The organism is Gellertiella sp. DMC107 (genome assembly GCF_056313605.1).
The window spans coordinates 207,620-223,604 of record NZ_JBQUZZ010000007.1 but is presented as its reverse complement, the minus strand read 5'-3'; the positions used below and the strand labels follow the sequence as shown (position 1 = coordinate 223,604).

Annotated in this window: 16 protein-coding genes; 10 read left to right on the top strand and 6 right to left on the bottom strand. The window is 65.9% G+C overall.

The window, feature by feature from the left end; genetic code table 11:
* Positions 1 to 7: 7 nt before the first annotated feature.
* Complete coding sequence (locus tag ACT54B_RS20645; protein ID WP_476047727.1) at positions 8 to 403, bottom strand: winged helix-turn-helix transcriptional regulator; 396 nt, start codon at positions 401 to 403, stop codon at positions 8 to 10.
* Between the two features lie 232 nt (positions 404 to 635).
* Here ACT54B_RS20645 and gstA point away from each other — a divergent pair, with 232 nt between their 5' ends.
* The 6 genes from gstA to ACT54B_RS20615 all read left to right on the top strand — a co-directional run bounded on the left by gstA (position 636) and on the right by ACT54B_RS20615 (position 4,437).
* Positions 636 to 1,241 (top strand): glutathione transferase GstA, encoded by a 606-nt coding sequence (gene gstA / locus ACT54B_RS20640; protein WP_476047725.1) that lies wholly within the window; start codon positions 636 to 638, stop codon positions 1,239 to 1,241.
* 2 nt (positions 1,242 to 1,243) lie between these two features.
* On the top strand, positions 1,244 to 1,627 hold the full coding sequence (locus ACT54B_RS20635; protein WP_476047723.1) for a nuclear transport factor 2 family protein: 384 nt from the start codon (positions 1,244 to 1,246) through the stop codon (positions 1,625 to 1,627).
* Between the two features lies 1 nt (position 1,628).
* Positions 1,629 to 1,850, top strand: coding sequence for a tautomerase family protein (locus ACT54B_RS20630; RefSeq protein ID WP_476047721.1), 222 nt, complete (start codon positions 1,629 to 1,631; stop codon positions 1,848 to 1,850).
* A gap of 214 nt (positions 1,851 to 2,064) precedes the next feature.
* On the top strand, positions 2,065 to 3,000 hold the full coding sequence (locus tag ACT54B_RS20625) for a hypothetical protein (protein ID WP_476047720.1): 936 nt from the start codon (positions 2,065 to 2,067) through the stop codon (positions 2,998 to 3,000).
* A complete protein-coding gene (locus ACT54B_RS20620) occupies positions 2,984 to 3,400 on the top strand; it encodes a phage holin family protein (RefSeq protein ID WP_476047718.1) in 417 nt (138 codons plus the stop codon). Before ACT54B_RS20625 ends, ACT54B_RS20620 begins: the two co-directional genes overlap by 17 nt.
* A complete protein-coding gene (locus ACT54B_RS20615) occupies positions 3,397 to 4,437 on the top strand; it encodes a DUF3618 domain-containing protein (protein ID WP_476047716.1) in 1,041 nt (346 codons plus the stop codon). The genes ACT54B_RS20620 and ACT54B_RS20615 overlap by 4 nt, the downstream gene beginning before the upstream one ends.
* Positions 4,438 to 4,515: 78 nt before the next feature.
* Here ACT54B_RS20615 and ACT54B_RS20610 read toward each other — a convergent pair whose 3' ends face one another.
* Positions 4,516 to 5,361 carry a YihY/virulence factor BrkB family protein gene (locus ACT54B_RS20610; RefSeq protein ID WP_476047714.1) on the bottom strand — a complete coding sequence of 282 codons (846 nt, stop codon included), beginning with the start codon at positions 5,359 to 5,361 and terminating at the stop codon, positions 4,516 to 4,518.
* A 332-nt stretch (positions 5,362 to 5,693) separates the two neighbouring features.
* Between ACT54B_RS20610 and ACT54B_RS20605 the strand changes: the two genes are divergently transcribed.
* The 4 genes from ACT54B_RS20605 to ACT54B_RS20590 are packed head-to-tail and all read left to right on the top strand — an operon-like array spanning position 5,694 to position 11,684.
* The gene (locus tag ACT54B_RS20605) at positions 5,694 to 9,140 is read left to right on the top strand and encodes a response regulator (RefSeq protein ID WP_476047712.1); all 3,447 of its coding nucleotides are present in this window, start codon (positions 5,694 to 5,696) and stop codon (positions 9,138 to 9,140) included.
* Complete coding sequence (locus ACT54B_RS20600; protein ID WP_476047710.1) at positions 9,137 to 9,970, top strand: CheR family methyltransferase; 834 nt, start codon at positions 9,137 to 9,139, stop codon at positions 9,968 to 9,970. The genes ACT54B_RS20605 and ACT54B_RS20600 overlap by 4 nt, the downstream gene beginning before the upstream one ends.
* Complete coding sequence (locus tag ACT54B_RS20595; protein WP_476047709.1) at positions 9,967 to 10,539, top strand: chemotaxis protein CheB; 573 nt, start codon at positions 9,967 to 9,969, stop codon at positions 10,537 to 10,539. The genes ACT54B_RS20600 and ACT54B_RS20595 overlap by 4 nt, the downstream gene beginning before the upstream one ends.
* The gene (locus ACT54B_RS20590; RefSeq protein WP_476047707.1) at positions 10,539 to 11,684 is read left to right on the top strand and encodes a hybrid sensor histidine kinase/response regulator; all 1,146 of its coding nucleotides are present in this window, start codon (positions 10,539 to 10,541) and stop codon (positions 11,682 to 11,684) included. Before ACT54B_RS20595 ends, ACT54B_RS20590 begins: the two co-directional genes overlap by 1 nt.
* 57 nt (positions 11,685 to 11,741) lie before the next feature.
* Here ACT54B_RS20590 and ACT54B_RS20585 read toward each other — a convergent pair whose 3' ends face one another.
* From ACT54B_RS20585 to ACT54B_RS20570, 4 genes are all read right to left on the bottom strand, one after another.
* The gene (locus ACT54B_RS20585) at positions 11,742 to 12,461 is read right to left on the bottom strand and encodes a FadR/GntR family transcriptional regulator (RefSeq protein ID WP_476047705.1); all 720 of its coding nucleotides are present in this window, start codon (positions 12,459 to 12,461) and stop codon (positions 11,742 to 11,744) included.
* Positions 12,462 to 12,482: 21 nt separating this feature from the next.
* On the bottom strand, positions 12,483 to 13,391 hold the full coding sequence (locus tag ACT54B_RS20580) for a dihydrodipicolinate synthase family protein (protein ID WP_476047703.1): 909 nt from the start codon (positions 13,389 to 13,391) through the stop codon (positions 12,483 to 12,485).
* 11 nt (positions 13,392 to 13,402) lie between these two features.
* Complete coding sequence (locus tag ACT54B_RS20575) at positions 13,403 to 15,118, bottom strand: IlvD/Edd family dehydratase (RefSeq protein WP_476047701.1); 1,716 nt, start codon at positions 15,116 to 15,118, stop codon at positions 13,403 to 13,405.
* Between the two features lie 86 nt (positions 15,119 to 15,204).
* Positions 15,205 to 15,984, bottom strand: coding sequence for an SDR family oxidoreductase (locus ACT54B_RS20570; RefSeq protein WP_476047699.1), 780 nt, complete (start codon positions 15,982 to 15,984; stop codon positions 15,205 to 15,207).
* Between the last annotated feature and the right edge of the window lies 1 nt (position 15,985).

Sequence of the window (15,985 nt, the reverse complement as noted above, 5' to 3'; positions counted from 1 at the left end):
CCTTCCGTCAGCCGGGCTGGCTGCCCGGCCTCTCGACAACCGGCTCGGGCGGCGTCAGGCCGCCCTTCTGCTTCTGCTTCAGGCGATACCCCACATCGACAATGGCGCGGATCGCCGGCAGAAATTCCTGCCCATGCTCCGTCAGCACATATTCCACCGAAGGCGGCGAGGTCGGCATCACGTTCCGGCCGATGACACCGCGATCCTCCAGTTCCCGCAGCCGCTGGGTCAGGACCTTGGCGGAGACGAGCGGAATGTCGGACCGCAGCTCCGAAAACCGTCGCGGACCTTCCGAGAGATACCAGAGGATATTGGGCGTCCAGGCACCGCCGAGAACCGCCATGCATTCCGAGAGCGGGCAAAGCGGGGTTGGCGTGCGGTTCTTGCGTCGCTTCAGCGGCATGGAGCTCTGGCCTTTCCTCGTGCCTGCCGGGTCCGCAAGGGGGATAGCCGGACGGGCGCTAATGCTTTGTTTCTTTGCAGGGATCGACGGAAAGCCGGCGACCATGCCTTTCCCGGAATGCTCTGGTTACCGCCAGGATACTCCATTCTGTCGGGCACTTCAAGTTTCCTGATTACTTAAGGTGACTGCGCCGCTAGGGTGGCTTCGCAACGCAAACATCAAGGAGCTTTCCATGAAGCTGTATTACAAGCCGGGCGCCTGCTCGCTCGCCTCCCACATCGTCCTGAACGAGCTTGGCGATCCCTTTGCCATCGAAGCGGTGGACACGACCGCAAAGCGCACCGCCTCGGGGGCGGATTACCTCCGCATCAACGGCAAGGGAAAGGTGCCGGCCCTCGAGATCGACGGCGACGTGCTGACGGAAGGTCCGGCGATCCTGCAATTCGTGGCCGACCGCAAGGGCCGCCGCGATCTGGCGCCGGAAACCGGCACGATGGCGAGGGCCCGCGTTTCCGAAGTGCTGAACTTCACCGGCACGGAACTGCATGTGGCCTTCGGTCCGCTGTTCAACCCGGCCTCCGATGACGCCGCCAAGGCCTCGGCCCGCAAGGCGGTGACGGCAAAGCTCGGCTGGCTGGAAGACCGTCTGGCGGACGGGCGCGCCTTTCTGACCGGCCGGGACTTCACCATTGCCGATGCTTATGCTTTTGTGGTGGTGAACTGGGCCAATTTTACGGGGATCGACCTGTCCGCCTGGCCGAAGCTGGCCGGCTTCATGAGCCGGGTCGCGGCGCGGCCGAGCGTCCAGAAATCCCTGCATGCAGAAGGACTTGCGTGACCATGTCAGACAAAACCGCCCTTGATGCCATCCTGGACGTGGTGAAGACCTATTTCGACGGGCTGCATTATTCCGATACGGCCCGGCTCCGCCGCGTCTTCCATCCGCAGGCCCAGTATGTCTGCGTCAGCGATGGCACGCTGCTCTATCGGGACATGGACACCTATTTCGACGTGGTCGACAAGCGGCCCTCGCCCGCCTCCCGGGGGGAAGCCCGCAACGACGAGTTCGTTTCCGTCGAGTTCGCCGGACCGGTCACGGCACGGGTGAGCCTCAAATGCAGCATCGGCAACCGCGATTTCATCGACTTCCTCACCCTGATCTTCATCGACGGGCGCTGGCAGGTCATTTCGAAAGTGTTCCATTTCACCGAGAGGGATGCCTGACATGCCCTATGTGAACATCAAGATCACGCGCGAGGGCGTGACGCCCGCGCAGAAGGCCGAGCTGATTTCCGGGGTGACGGACCTGCTGGTCCGCGTCCTCGACAAGAATCCCGCCACCACCTTCGTCGTCATCGACGAGGTGGAGATGGAAGACTGGGGCATCGGCGGATTGCCCGTGGAAGACTATCGAAAAACGCTCGCCGCCCGCTCCGGGTCGCGCTGAGCCCGGCTTTCGAGCCTCGAACCGGCGGCGCGGCGACGCCGCCGGTTTTTTGAAGGGGAGATGGTTCTTTTCCGTCTCTCCGCCCCCTTCCGCTTCCGTTTCGTGCAGGAAGCACCGGTTCCTGAGCCGGAGAAGGGAACTTTGTCGGCCTCCCGCGATTATCAAAACGGCACGCTGCACATGGCAGCCGCGCACGAGAACCGGGAGACATCACATGACCGATTATCCAGACCAGATCCGGGACGGACAGACGGGACGCGCATCCGGCATGGGCAGCGACCCCCAGTCCGCCCGTTTCAGCGACTTGCAGGACAAGGCCGCCCAGGACTTCAGCGAAATCAAGGAAGCGGCCAAGGCCGGCGCTTCGAAGGCGCTCGATACGTCCGCCGAAATGGCGGCGGAGAAGAAGAACATCGTGGCCGACCAGCTCGCCGGCGTAGCCGAGGCGCTGGAGAAGGTCGGCGGCGAACTGAAGAGCGGCGATCATGCCACCGTCGGGCGCTATGCCCGCGATCTGGGCTCCAGTACCCGACGGCTCGCCACCGACCTGAAAAACCGCGACATGGGCGAGGTGATGTCGATGGCCGAGGATTTCGGCCGTCGCCAGCCCGTGGCCTTCCTCGGACTGGCCGCGCTGGCCGGTCTCGCCGCCAGCCGTTTCGTCACCGCCTCCGCCAGCCGGCAGACGGCAACCGCCGACGCCCGTGGCGCCGGCGTGAACACCTCCGCCAATCCCATGGCGGGGCGGCTTTCGCCGGAAGCGGCGGGCAGCGGGGCTTCCGCCTCCTCGCCCGCGCCGAAAAGCGCCGACAGCATCAACCGGACGATCACCCCGGCCCCCTCGGCCCCGGCGAACCGGACCGGCACCTTCCAGCCCTCGACCGGCCCCTCCGCGCCGGCCAGCGCCCGTCCGGCGGGCGGGGCCGAGGCCACGGGCATCGGCGGCACGGGGCTCGGCACCTCGCCCGACCGTCCTGCGGCGGCGAGCGATACGCCGACCCTGAGCCCCTCGGCCCCCAACCCCTATCCGCCCGGCCGTGTCGCCCTCGGCGGCAGCGCCGAGGGTCAGTCGACCGACCGGCCTTCCACGGGCCAGACCTATAATTCCACCACCAGCCATGAGGGCAGCAACCATGTCCAGCAGCGATAATCGTCCCCTCGGAGAGCTGCTCTCCGGCCTTGTCGGGGATCTCTCCAGCCTGTTCCGCAAGGAAATCGACCTTGCCAAGCGGGAGGCCTCGGAAAAATTCACCTTCGCCGTCGGCGGCATCGAAATGCTGGTGGCGGGCATGGTGCTCGCCATCGGGGCCATCGGCGTGCTGCTGTCAGCCCTCGTCAGCGGCCTTGCCGCCTTCCTGGTCGCCCAGGGCTTTACCGATGCCGGCGCCCATTCGCTGGCAGCGGTGATCGTGGGCGTCATCGTCGCACTCGCGGCCTGGATGTCCATGTCGCGCGGCCTGTCCATCCTGCGCGGGACCGATCTTTCGCTCGACAGGACCGGGCGCTCGCTTCGCCGTGACGCCGAAGTCGTAAAGGAGAAATTGTCATGAGCTACGACACGGAAAAATCCTCCGCCGACATCGAGCGCGAGATCGAACATGACCGGGAGCGGATCGGCGAGAAACTCTCCGCCATCCAGGAAAAGCTGACCCCCGGCCAGCTGATCGACGAAGCGCTCGGCTATCTGAAGCACAGCGGCGGCGCCGAATATATCGGCAATCTCGGGGGCGCCGTGAAGGCCAATCCCCTGCCGCTGGCCCTGATGGGCGTCAGCATCGCCTGGCTGATGGCCGGGTCCGGCCATACGGCGCCCCGGATGGACAATCCGCGGCCCGACCGCGCGCCGCTCGATTACCCGCTCGCCACGGTCAGCGGGAACGTGCGCCGCACCGGTCCGCCGAAGATGGAGAACGGCCGCCATTACGCCCATTTCGAGGACACGGGCGGCAAGCGCTTCCGCGCGCTGACCGACGAAACCGGTCGCCGGGCCGGCGATTACATGGACGAGGCGGGCAGCGTCTTCCGCGGCTTTGCCGATGCCACCGGTCGCCGCATCACCGATATCCGGGACGAGACGGGCGCGCTCTTCGACGATGCGCTCGGCTGGGCTGCCGATACCTGGGCCTCCGCCCGGGAAACGGCAAGCGGCATGGTGGACAGCGTGACCAGAAGCCTTTCCGGCATGGGGTCCAGCATCGGCTCCACCTCCTCGTCCGCCCTGTCGGGCGCTCAGGATCAGGCCGGCCGGCTGAACGACATGATCCTCAAGACCTTCCGCGACCAGCCGCTGGTCGGCGGTGCGCTGGCCTTTGCGGCCGGTGCGGCCATCGGGGCCGCGCTTCCGCACACGGAGCGTGAGGACCAGCTGATGGGCGAAGCCGCCGATGCGGTGAAGGACGATCTCGGCGAACGGTCCGCCGCGCTGATGGATCAGGGTAAGAAGGTGGCCGGCGATGTCTATGACAAGGCCGTCACAATGGCCGACGAGCTGCATGACCAGGCCCGCGACCGCATCATCGAGGAAAGCCGCAGCTTCCGCGATCTCGGGGCCACCCCGGAAAACCGGAGCCCTTCGGCGGGCCTCTGATCCGCTTGCCCCCTTCTGATCGTCACGACCTCCCGCCCCCCTTTCCAGACCGGAAAGGGGGGCGAATGCATTGGGGGGTCAGGCTTTTTTCTCCCGGTCCCGCTCCTTGTTGTATTCGGCGCCGGACAGGAGGATGAAGACCGAAAGCCAGAGCCAGATGAGAAGGCCGATCAGCGCGCCGAGCGCGCCGTAGGTGGCGTTGTAATTGGCGAAATGGCCGAGATAGTAGGAAAAGCCCGCCGAGGCGACCAGCCAGCAGAGCGTGGCGAGAACCGCGCCGCGCAGGATGCGCCCGAAGGCCAGCGGCTCCCGGCTCGGTCCGTAGCGGTAGAGCAACAGGATTTCCGCCAGCACCATCAGCGTGATCACCGGCCAGGGGGCAAGCCGTACCAGCCGGTCCGTAAAGCCGTCGAGATGCAGAAAGGCGAGCAGCGCCGGCACGATCCCCATCCCGAGAAGGACGATCAGCCCGACCAGCATCGTGCCGAGCGTGAAGCCGAGCGCGAGCAGGTTGAGATGCAGGAAGGAGCGCGTCTCTGTCTCGTCATAGGCGATGTTGAGCGCCTCGAAGACCGCCTTCACCCCGCTGATCGCGCTCCAGAGCGCGGCGAGGAAACCGATGATCACGGTTATCGAAAGGGCCCCGGCCTCCTTGCCGGCAAGATCGTCCAGCTGCGTTTCCACCATGTCGAGCGCCCCGGGGGGCAGCACGGGAGCGAGCACGTGGATCTGGGCGGCGAGGTCGGAAGGCTCGGTGAAGAGGCCGTAAAGCGCGACCAGCACCCCGAGCGCCGGAAAGGAGGCGAGCAGGATGTAATAGGTCACGCCCGCGGCGGTCATGGAAATCCGGTCTGCGGTGATCTCGGCATAGGTGCGGCGCAGAACGGGGCTGAAGAGAATTTCATAGGTCTTCGTGCTGGGCATCGGGACGGGTCCATGCTGGGTTGGCCGGCAAGCGGGCGTGTGCCGGTCCCGGCATTACGTCCGGAAGCGGCGGATTGTTCCCGCGGGCGGCGCATCTCTTAACGGGGCGGACAATTTATTTTCGCTCAGGCGGAACCAGCCGTATCCGGGGGCGTTATGGCGGGTTGGAGAAACCCGGTTCCCGGGCGATGACGGCCGTCCGGCCGGTTGCGCGGGGGCAGGGGAACGGGGCGGGGCTTTCATCGGGGCCTTGCCCGCCGCCGGCACGAACAGAACAAGCACCCTTACCGAAGGCGCCGAGACAGGTCGGCCCCGGAATTCTCGGAGAAGAGATGAAACAGACAGCAGCGGTGGCGTCTTCCAAACGAAGGCTCGGTCTCGATCCCATCGTTGCGATCAGCCTTTCGGGTGTCTTCGCCTTCTTTATCCTCAGCACGCTGCTGGCGGTCTATACGACGCAGCGGCTGCGCGACAACAATGACGGCGTCATCCAGACCCACAAGGTCATCGTGGGCATCGACCAGTTGCTGTCGGATATCCAGGATGCGGAGACGGGACAGAGAGGCTTCCTGCTTACCGGCAACAGCCGCTATCTCGATCCCTACCGGAAGGCCACCGACCAGCTCAGCCCAAGGCTCGCGGAGGTGAAGGGCCTGATCGGCGACGATCCCGCCCAGCTGCCGCGCTTTGCGGAGCTGCAGCAGCTGATCCGCTCCAAGCTCGAGGAACTCACCTCCACGATAAGGGCCCGGGATGAGAAGGGCCTCGAAGCGGCCATCGCCATCGTCAGCTCCGGCAAGGGCCGGGAAGACATGGATGCGATCCGGGCCGAAATTGCCGATATCCGCAACGAGGAGCTGCGCAAGCGCGGCCTGCGGCTCGCCGAAATGCGCAATGGCTATGCGACGGCGCTCGCCACCAGCCTGCTCTCGGGCTTTTTCGGCCTGTTGCTGACCATCGGCATCGGCATGCTGCTGCGGCGTTCGACGCTGGCCCGGCGGCGCGAGGAATGGATGCAGAAGGCCAAGGCCGGCCTGAACGCGGCTGCCCTCGGCGACCAGACGACGGAGGCCGTGGCCGAAAAGATCCTTCGCTTCATCGCCGATTATACCGGCGCGGTGGCCGGCGCGATCTTTGCCGACGACCGCAACGGCTTCCGCCGGGTGGCGACCGTCGGGATACCCGAACAGGCGGGCGTTCCCGAGCGGCTCGGTTACAAGGACGGCCTGTTCGGCCATGCCCTTTCGGAGCGGCGCACGCTGCGGGTGGGGGAAATTCCCGATGGCTACATCGCCTTCGGCTCCTCCTTCGGCCAGCAGAAGCCGCGCCACCTCCTCATTTCGCCCGGCATTGCCGATGGCCAGGTCGTGGCGCTTGCGGAATTCGGCTATCTGGATGCGGTCGACGACACCGTGGCGGAACTGATGGACCAGGCTTCCGCCATCATCGCCACCGCTATCCGCTCGGCGGAATATCGCGCAAGGCTGCAGACGCTGCTCGTCGACATGCAGCGCCAGACCGAGGAGCTGCAGGTGCAGGGCGAAGAGCTGCGCGTCTCCAACGAGGAGCTGGAAGAACAGGGCCGGGCGCTGAAGGAATCCCAGGTCCGGCTGGAACAGCAGCAGGTGGAGCTGGAACAGACCAACAGCCAGCTCGAGGAGCAGGCCCGCGAACTGGAGCGCCAGCGCGACGATCTCGAACGGGCCAAGGGCGCCATGGAGGTCAAGGCGCGGGAGCTGGAGCAGGCGAGCCGCTACAAGTCCGATTTCCTCGCCAACATGTCGCACGAGCTGCGCACGCCGCTGAATTCCTCGCTGATCCTCGCCCGGCTTCTGGCCGACAATCCCGACGAGAACCTCACGCCGGAGCAGGTCAAATATGCCCAGACCATCCAGTCCTCGGGCAATGATCTCCTCAACCTCATCAACGACATCCTCGACCTCTCGAAGATCGAGGCGGGCCATGTGGACATCAAGCCGGAACCGGTGTCCATCGAACGCCTCGCCAATGCCATCGGCCAGGTCTTCGACCCGCTGGCAACCGACCGCGGCCTGACCTTCTCCATCGCGATAGCGCCGGAGCTGGAACCGGGAATGGAAACGGACCCGCAGCGGCTGGAACAGGTGCTGAAGAACCTGATCGCCAATGCGATCAAGTTCACCGAAAAGGGGCAGGTAACGCTCTCCGTGCGTCCGGCAGGCGGGGAGCATGTCGCCTTTTCCGTCACGGATACCGGCATCGGCATCTCGCCGGAGCAACAGAGCCGGATCTTCGAGGCCTTCCACCAGGCGGATGGCACCATCAGCCGGCGCTATGGCGGCACGGGTCTCGGCCTGTCGATCTCGCGCGAGCTGGTGCGGCTTCTCGGCGGTGAAATCCGCCTGCAGAGCGCGCCGGGGGAGGGCAGCACCTTCACGGTCGTGCTGCCGCTCCGCTTCGATCCGCAAAAGGTCGCCCCGCGGCCGGTGATGGCCGCCCCCGCCGGGGAAAAGGCCGTGGCGCAGGCGGTTGCCGAACCGGCGGTGGCCACCGTTCCCACCGTCCGGCGCGGCATGCTGGTCGAGGACGACCGGGCGCTTGGCGGCGATCCCGAACGCACGCTCCTGATCATCGAGGACGACCATTCCTTTGCGATGATCCTGCGCGATCTTGCCCGCGAGATGAAGTTCCGGGCGCTGGTCGCCCATACGGCGGAAGAGGCGCTGACGCTCGCCCGGCAGTTCATGCCGAGCGCCATCATCCTCGATGTCGGCCTGCCGGACCAGTCGGGCCTTTCCGTGCTCGACCGGCTGAAGCGCGACGTGCGCACCCGCCATATTCCGATCCACATCGTCTCGGCGAATGACTTCTCCGAGCGGGCCTTCTCGCTCGGTGCGATCGGATACATGCTGAAGCCCGTCACCCGCGAGCAGCTCGTGGACATTCTCCACACGCTGGAGGCGAAGCTTTCCCAGAACGTGCGCCGGGTGCTGATCGTCGAGGACAACGAGGTCCAGCGCGAGGCGGTGACGAAGCTCCTGTCCTCCCACGACGTGGAAACGGTCGGCGCAGGCACGGCGGCGGAATGCCTGTCGCTGTTGCGGGAGCAGACCTTCGACTGCATGGTGCTCGATCTCTCGCTGCCGGATGCTTCCGGCTACTCGCTGCTCGAAACGATCAGCCAGGATACCGCCCATTCCTTCCCGCCGGTCATCGTCTATACGGGCCGGGTGCTCTCGGCCGACGAGGAACAGCGGCTGCGGCGCTATTCCAAGTCGATCATCATCAAGGGGGCGAAATCGCCGGAACGGTTGCTGGACGAGGTGACGCTCTTCCTGCACCAGGTCGTGTCGGAACTGCCCGACGAGCAGCAGAAGATGATCCGCCGCGCCCGCCACCGGGATGCGCTTCTCGAGGGGCGGCGCATCCTCGTGGTCGAGGACGACGTGCGCAATGTCTATGCGCTCACCAATATTCTGGAGCCGCGCGGCGCCATCGTCGAGATCGCCCGCAACGGCGAGGAGGCCTTGCAGAAGCTCCAGGCCTCCTGGGAAACAACCGATGCCCGCATCGATCTCGTGCTGATGGACGTGATGATGCCGGTCATGGATGGCCTGACCGCCACCCGCAAGATCCGCCAGAATCCGGATCTGCGGAAGATCCCCATCATCACCCTCACCGCCAAGGCCATGCCGGACGACCAGCAGCGCTGCATCGAGGCCGGGGCCAACGACTACATGGCCAAGCCGCTCGACGTGGAGAAGCTGCTCTCCCTGGTGCGGGTCTGGATGCCCCAATGACCGAGCCCGCCGATCCGGTCGAGGATATCGAGATCCGCCTGCTGCTTGAGGCGCTCTTTCACCGCTATCACTATGATTTCCGCAATTATGCGCTGGCTTCGATCCGCCGGCGGCTGCGGCAGGCCTGCGGACATCTGGGCTTTGCGACCATTTCCGCGCTGCAGGAGGCGGTGCTGCACGATGCGGCCATGCTGCCGAAGCTGCTCGACTATCTTACCGTGCAGGTGAGCGAGATGTTCCGCGATCCCGACTATTTCCGGGCGATCCGCGAGAAGGTGGTGCCGCACCTGCGCACCTATCCCTCGCTGAAGGTCTGGATTGCCGGATGCAGCAGCGGCGAGGAGCTCTATTCCTTCGTCATCCTTTTCCGCGAGGAAGGGCTGGAGGAGCGCACCATCTTCTACGCCACCGACATCAATCAGGATGCGCTCGCCCGGGCCGAGGCCGGGATCTACGATCTCGAACGCATCCGCCTCTTCACCGAAAATCACCGCCGCTCCGGCGGCCGAAGCTCGCTGTCCGATTATTATCACACGGGCTATGGACGGGCCGTCTTCGACAAGAGCCTGCGGCGGCAGGTGGTCTTCTCCGATCACAGTCTGGTCACCGATTCCGTTTTCGGCGAGATGCATCTGGTTTCCTGCCGCAATGTGATGATCTATTTCGACCGCGACCTGCAGGATCGCGCCATCGGGCTGTTTCGCGACTCCCTGCCGCGCAATGGCTTTCTCGGGCTGGGATCGAAGGAAACGCTGCGCTTTTCCGCCCATGCGCCCGCCTTTCGCGATTTCGTCCGGGAGGAAAAGATCTATCAGAGGACCGGACCATGACGGCACCCTCGCCCGCAGCGGTCATGATCGGCGCTTCTGCCGGTGCGGTGGAAGCCCTGTCGACCATTCTTCCGGGCCTGCCCGCCGATTTCCCGCGGCCGGTGATCGTGATCGTCCATGTGCCGCCGGACCGGAGGAGCGTCATGGCGCCGATTTTCGACCAGAAATGCCGGATGCGGGCCGTGGAACCCGAAGACAAGGAGCCGATCCGCCCCGGCACCATCTATTTCGCGCCACCCGACTACCATCTGCTGATCGAGCGGGAAGGGACGATCGCGCTGTCCAACGAGGAATTGGTGTTCTTCTCGCGGCCTTCCATCGATGTTTCGCTGGAGAGCGGGGCGGATGCCTGGGGCGCGGCGCTGACCGCCATCATCCTGTCCGGGGCCAATCAGGACGGGGCGCTCGGCCTGCGCGCCGTGTGCGATGCGGGCGGCACGGCGATCGTCCAGGACCCGCGCGAGGCCTATGCCGCGGCCATGCCCGAGGCCGCCGCGCGGCTCTGCCCCGAAGCACGCATCATGACGCTGGAAGGCATTGAAGCCTATCTGCAAGGAATGACACAGTAATGCAACCGGTTACCTTCCTGCTCGTCGACGACCTGCCCGAAAACCTGCTCTCGCTGGAGGCGCTGCTGCGGCGCGAGGATCTGCTGCTGCTCAAGGCCCGGTCCGGCGACGAGGCGCTGGAACTGCTTCTGAAGCACGACGTGGCGCTGGCGCTGATCGACGTGCAGATGCCCGGCCTCAACGGCTTCGAACTCGCCGAGCTGATGCGGGGCAACGAGCGCAGCCGGCGGGTGCCGATCATCTTCGTGACGGCGGGAAGCCATGCGGTTCAGCGCCGCTTCGAGGGCTATGAGGCGGGTGCGGTGGATTTCATCCAGAAGCCCATCGAGCCCGATATCCTGCGCAGCAAGACCGATGTCTTCTTCGAGCTCTACCGGCAGCGGCAGGAGATCGCCACCCAGCGCGACATCCTGCAGGCGCAGGCGGAAGCCCTGAAGCAGGCGGACCGGCGCAAGGACGAATTCCTGGCGATCCTCGCCCATGAATTGCGCAATCCGCTCGCCTCCATCGACGGCGGGCTGAAGCTCCTCGGCCGCAATCCGGACCGGGAAGCGGCGGCCCGCATCACCGGCCTCATGGAGGGGCAGCTCTCCCATCTGGTCCGGCTGGTGGACGATCTTCTCGACATTTCGCGCATCACGCAGGGCAAGATCGAGCTGCGCAAGGAGCGCTTCGACCTGCAGGAGGCGGTGACGGCGGCGGTGGAATTCGCCCAGCCGGCCATCGATGCGCGCCGGCACCATCTCTCCGTCACCCCGCCGGACCGGCCGGTCATGGTGGAGGCCGATCTGGTGCGCATCACCCAATGTATTTCGAATCTTCTGCACAATGCCGCCAAATATACGCCCGAAGGCGGGGAAATCGCGGTCACGACCGGTGAGGACGGCGGCTTTGCCACCGTCAGCGTCAGCGACAATGGCCTTGGCCTGCCCTCCCATGCGCTGGCCAAGATCTTCCGCCCCTTCGTGCAGGTGGACGATCATCTGGATTATGCGCAGGGCGGGCTGGGCATCGGCCTCGGTCTCGTGAAAAAGCTGGTCGAGCTGCATGGCGGGGAGATCCGCGCCACCAGCCATGGCGAGGGAAATGGCAGCCGCTTCCAGATCCGCATTCCCCGCATCCTCGCCGAGCGGGCGGTGGGCTGAGGAAAGTCCCGGGAGCGGGGGAGGGCGGCTTTCCGTCCGGCACCGCGCAGGACGGCGTCAGGGCCGCGCCGGCGGATAATTCGCCTCATAGGTGGAGACAAGCAGCGTTTCGACGGCTGCCGCCGCCGCCTCGCCGTCGCGGGCCTCGATCGCCAGAAGAACCTTTTCATGCTGGGCGAGAGAGGCGCCGAAACCGCCGCTCCGCGCAAAGGTGCGCGGAATGCTCAGCATCAGCGCCGTGCGGATGGCGGACGCGACGGGGATGAGGAAGCGGTTGCGGGCCGCGTGGAAGATGCGCAGGTGAAAATCGATATCGGCCTCGATGGCCTCGTCCACCGCCATGGAGGGTCGCCCCATGCGTTCATAGGCATCGCGGATCTGGGCGATGTCGGCCCGGGATGCCCGCCGCGCCGCAAGCCGCGCCACGAGCGGCTCCACCGACAGCCGCAGCTCGAACAGTTCTTCCGCCACGCCCCCCTCGTCCTCCACGTCCCGGTGCCAGCCGAGCACGACGGGATCGAGCGTGTTCCAGTGTTCGGCGGCGCGCACCCGGGTGCCGATCTTCGGCTTCGCCTCGATGAAGCCGGTGGTGGACAGGATTTTCAGCGCCTCGCGCAGGGTCGTGCGGCTGACCTCCAGCCCCTCGAGAAGCTCGGTTTCGGGCGGCAGCCTTTCGCCGGCCCTCAGCTCCCCGGAGATGATCCGGCGGCCTATATCGGCGGCAATGCGGGCCGGAAGCCCGCGTTCTGCCGCCGCAATCGCCCTGATGCTCTTCATGCCTCTTCCCATTCCGTCCGGCTATTCCTCCGGAAAATCCCCGAGCGCCTCGGCATGGCGGCGGGTCATGGCCAGCCCCTCCGCCGTCGGCCGCAGGGCCGGCGCCCGGTCCTCGATGGCCAGGCCCGCCCGCATGCCGAACAGGCGCTTGCCGTAGCATAGAAGATTCTCCAGTCCCTGCATGGTGAAAACGACGCCCGGCAGAAGGGTTCTGTAGGCGTCCTCCGCATGCAGCGTCCAGCCATCCATGAAGAATTCATAGGCACGCACCGCGTGATCGATGCTGTCGGGCGCAAGGATCATGCCCCGGCAGCCGATGCGGAGATTGTCGATCAGCTCCAGCCCGGCGCGGCCGTTGAAGACGGGCAGGGTACCGCCGGTGATCTCGATCAGCCGGGCAATGTCGACGGCGGGTCCTTCGCCCTTGATCAGGCGGATATTCGGATTGTCGCGCACCAGCCCGGCAATATCCTCCGCCGAAAGGCCCCGCCCCATCAGGGCCGGGGCGTTCTGGATCGCCACGGGCAAGGGCGCGCGGGCGGCGACACGGCTGAAGAAGGCGATATATTCGGCCGCCGAATAGTGTCCGATCATCGGCGGCTGCAGGATCAGCCAGTCGGCGCCGGCCCGGACCGCATGGCCGATCTGGCGCGCCTGTTCCTCCACCGACGGACCGGAAATGGTGATGGCGACAGGCACCCGGCCGGCCACATCCTCCACCAGCCATTCCATCACGGTCTGGCGCTCGCTCTCGTCGAGCTTGCTGGCTTCGGTGGCAAGGCCCAGCGCCACCATGCCGTGCACGCCGCTGGCGAGGCAGATCTCGGTCTGGCGGCGCATCGCCTGCCGGTCGAGCCGCTCGCTGCGGTCGAAAAGCGCATAGAGGACCGCGTGAATGCCATGCAGGCTTTCGGGATCGAACGATATCATCTCTCGTCTCCTCAATGGCTTTCGCGCGGCACCGCGTGACCGCGGCTGCCGACCAGAAAATCCAGATCCGCGCCCGTATCCGCCTGCATGACCCGCTCCACATAGAGGCTCTGATATCCGCCCTTCATGGCCGGTTCCGGCGCTGTCCAGCGGGCGCGGCGGCGTGCGAGCTCCTCCTCGCCGACGTCGAGATGCAGCCGACGGGCCTCCACGTCGAGCACGATCACATCGCCGTCGCGCACCAGCGCGAGCGGTCCGCCCACCGCCGCTTCCGGCGCGGCATGCAGCACGACGGTGCCGAATGCGGTGCCGGACATGCGGGCATCCGACAGGCGCACCATGTCGCGTATCCCCTTTTCGAGAAGCTTGCGGGGCAGCGGCATGTTCCCCACCTCCGCCATGCCGGGATAGCCGCGCGGCCCGCAATGCCGCAGCACCAGAACCGAGGTTTCGTCCACGGCGAGCGCGGGATCGTCGATCCGGGCCTTCAGGTCCTCGACCGTGTCGAAGACGACGGCCCGTCCGCGGTGCCGCATGAGATGGGGGGAGGCCGCCGAAGGCTTGATGACGGCGCCCCGGGGCGCCAGGTTGCCTGTCAGCACGGCAATCCCGCCGCTTTGCGTCAGCGGATCGCTCAAGGGGCGGATCACCTGCGGATTGTGGTTTTCCGCCGCCGCAATCGCCTCGCCGAGGGAGATGCCCGCCACCGTCGGGGCATCGAGCGCGAGGAGACCGGATATTTCCTTCATCAGCGCCGGCAGGCCGCCCGCATAGTGGAAATCCTCCATCAGATAGGCGCCCGAGGGCATCAGGTCGAGGATGGTCGGCACGTCGCGGCCGAGCCGGTCCCAGTCCGACAGGGTGAGATCGACGCCGACACGCCCGGCAATCGCGAGGAGATGCAGGACCGCATTGGTGGAGCCGCCGATGGCGCCGTTCACCCGGATCGCGTTTTCGAAGGCCTTGCGGGTCAGGATATGCGAAAGCCGCAGGTCCTCCCGGACCATGGCGACGATGCGCCGCCCGGTCAGACGCGCCAGACGCGCCCGGCCCGCATCGACGGCGGGAACCGTGGCATTGCCGGACAGGGCAATGCCGAGCGCTTCCACCATGGAAGCCATGGTGGAGGCCGTTCCCATGGTCATGCAATGGCCGGCCGACCGGGACATCCCGCTTTCCGCGGCAGCAAAGTCCTCGGCCGTGATCAGCCCGGCCCTGACGTCTTCGGAAAACTTCCATACATCCGTGCCGGAGCCCAGAACCCGGCCCTTGAAGCGGCCATTCAGCATCGGCCCGCCCGATATCACGATGGAGGGCAGGTCACAGGAGGCCGCCCCCATCACGAGCGAAGGCGTGGTCTTGTCGCAGCCCGCCATCAGCACCACGCCATCCATGGGATTGGCGCGGATCGACTCTTCCACATCCATGGAGGCGAGGTTGCGAAACAGCATGGCCGTGGGGCGAAGATTGGACTCGCCGCAGGAAAAGACCGGAAATTCGAGCGGCAACCCGCCCGCTTCGAGCACCCCCGCCTTGATATGCTCCACCAGCCCGCGGAAATGCGCATTGCAGGGGGTGAATTCGGAAAAGGTGTTGCAGATGCCGATCACCGGCCGTCCGTCGAAGGCATCGTCCGGCAGGCCGCCATTCTTCATCCAGCTGCGATGGATGAAGGCATCCTTGTCCTGTCCGCCGAACCACATCCGGGATCTCAAAACACGTGTCATGGTCGTCTCCTCGATAAAATCATATAATCGGAGTAATAGAAGGTCAATGGCCGCCGGGCGGAGGACGGGAGGGCGCCGGAGGGATCCTAGGTGTGGTGCCGGACACTCAGTCCACCGTCGACGGTCAGGCAGGCGGCAGTCATGAACGGGCATTCGTCCGAAATCATGAAGACCGCCGCCCGGGCGATTTCCTCGGGCGTCGCGATCCGCCCCTGCGGATGGAGCGCCAGCGTTTCGGCGCGGGCCGCCTCGGGGTCGGCGGCGCTGTTCCACCACTCGATGGCTTTCTGGGTCGCCACATAGCCGGGCGCCAGCGCATTCACGCGGATGCCCTGGCCCGCATATTCGAGCCCGAGCGACTTGGTGAGGCCGAGAAGCGCATGTTTTGCGACCGGATAGGGAAAGGTGCCGGGAATGATGGTGAAGGCATGGGTGGAGGCGATGTTGAGGATCACCCCGTGCCGGCGCGCGATCATGCCGGGCAGCACGGCCCTGCTGCAGGCCCAGGCGCCTTCGAGGTTGATGGCAAAGCAGCGCTGCCATTCGGCCTCGCTGGTTTCCAGCGGATCGTGAAAGACGTTGACGCCGGCATTGTTGACCAGCCCGTCCAGCACCCGATGCCTTGCCGCCTCGCGGAAGGCCTCTTCGAGCCGCGCATGATCGCGCAGGTCCGCGCAAGCCGTCCTGATCGTCCGCTCGGGAAAATCCGCGCGGAGCGCGTCGGCCGATGCCAGAAGCAGCGGGCCGTCCACGTCGAGAAGGAAGAGATCGGCGCCCTCGGCGGCGAAATCCCGGGCGATCGCCAGCCCGATCCCCTGTGCCGCGCCGGTGATGGCGATATAGCGTTCCGTCAGGCGACCGGCCATC

Bases quoted from the DNA above. Each gene is read 5' to 3' on its own strand.
- ACT54B_RS20645 (WP_476047727.1), bottom strand. From the start codon at position 403: ATGCCGCTGAAGCGACGCAAGAACCGCACGCCAACCCCGCTTTGCCCG.
- gstA (WP_476047725.1), top strand. From the start codon at position 636: ATGAAGCTGTATTACAAGCCGGGCGCCTGCTCGCTCGCCTCCCACATC.
- ACT54B_RS20635 (WP_476047723.1), top strand. From the start codon at position 1,244: ATGTCAGACAAAACCGCCCTTGATGCCATCCTGGACGTGGTGAAGACC.
- ACT54B_RS20630 (WP_476047721.1), top strand. From the start codon at position 1,629: ATGCCCTATGTGAACATCAAGATCACGCGCGAGGGCGTGACGCCCGCG.
- ACT54B_RS20625 (WP_476047720.1), top strand. From the start codon at position 2,065: ATGACCGATTATCCAGACCAGATCCGGGACGGACAGACGGGACGCGCA.
- ACT54B_RS20620 (WP_476047718.1), top strand. From the start codon at position 2,984: ATGTCCAGCAGCGATAATCGTCCCCTCGGAGAGCTGCTCTCCGGCCTT.
- ACT54B_RS20615 (WP_476047716.1), top strand. From the start codon at position 3,397: ATGAGCTACGACACGGAAAAATCCTCCGCCGACATCGAGCGCGAGATC.
- ACT54B_RS20610 (WP_476047714.1), bottom strand. From the start codon at position 5,361: ATGCCCAGCACGAAGACCTATGAAATTCTCTTCAGCCCCGTTCTGCGC.
- ACT54B_RS20605 (WP_476047712.1), top strand. From the start codon at position 5,694: ATGAAACAGACAGCAGCGGTGGCGTCTTCCAAACGAAGGCTCGGTCTC.
- ACT54B_RS20600 (WP_476047710.1), top strand. From the start codon at position 9,137: ATGACCGAGCCCGCCGATCCGGTCGAGGATATCGAGATCCGCCTGCTG.
- ACT54B_RS20595 (WP_476047709.1), top strand. From the start codon at position 9,967: ATGACGGCACCCTCGCCCGCAGCGGTCATGATCGGCGCTTCTGCCGGT.
- ACT54B_RS20590 (WP_476047707.1), top strand. From the start codon at position 10,539: ATGCAACCGGTTACCTTCCTGCTCGTCGACGACCTGCCCGAAAACCTG.
- ACT54B_RS20585 (WP_476047705.1), bottom strand. From the start codon at position 12,461: ATGAAGAGCATCAGGGCGATTGCGGCGGCAGAACGCGGGCTTCCGGCC.
- ACT54B_RS20580 (WP_476047703.1), bottom strand. From the start codon at position 13,391: ATGATATCGTTCGATCCCGAAAGCCTGCATGGCATTCACGCGGTCCTC.
- ACT54B_RS20575 (WP_476047701.1), bottom strand. From the start codon at position 15,118: ATGACACGTGTTTTGAGATCCCGGATGTGGTTCGGCGGACAGGACAAG.
- ACT54B_RS20570 (WP_476047699.1), bottom strand. From the start codon at position 15,984: ATGGCCGGTCGCCTGACGGAACGCTATATCGCCATCACCGGCGCGGCA.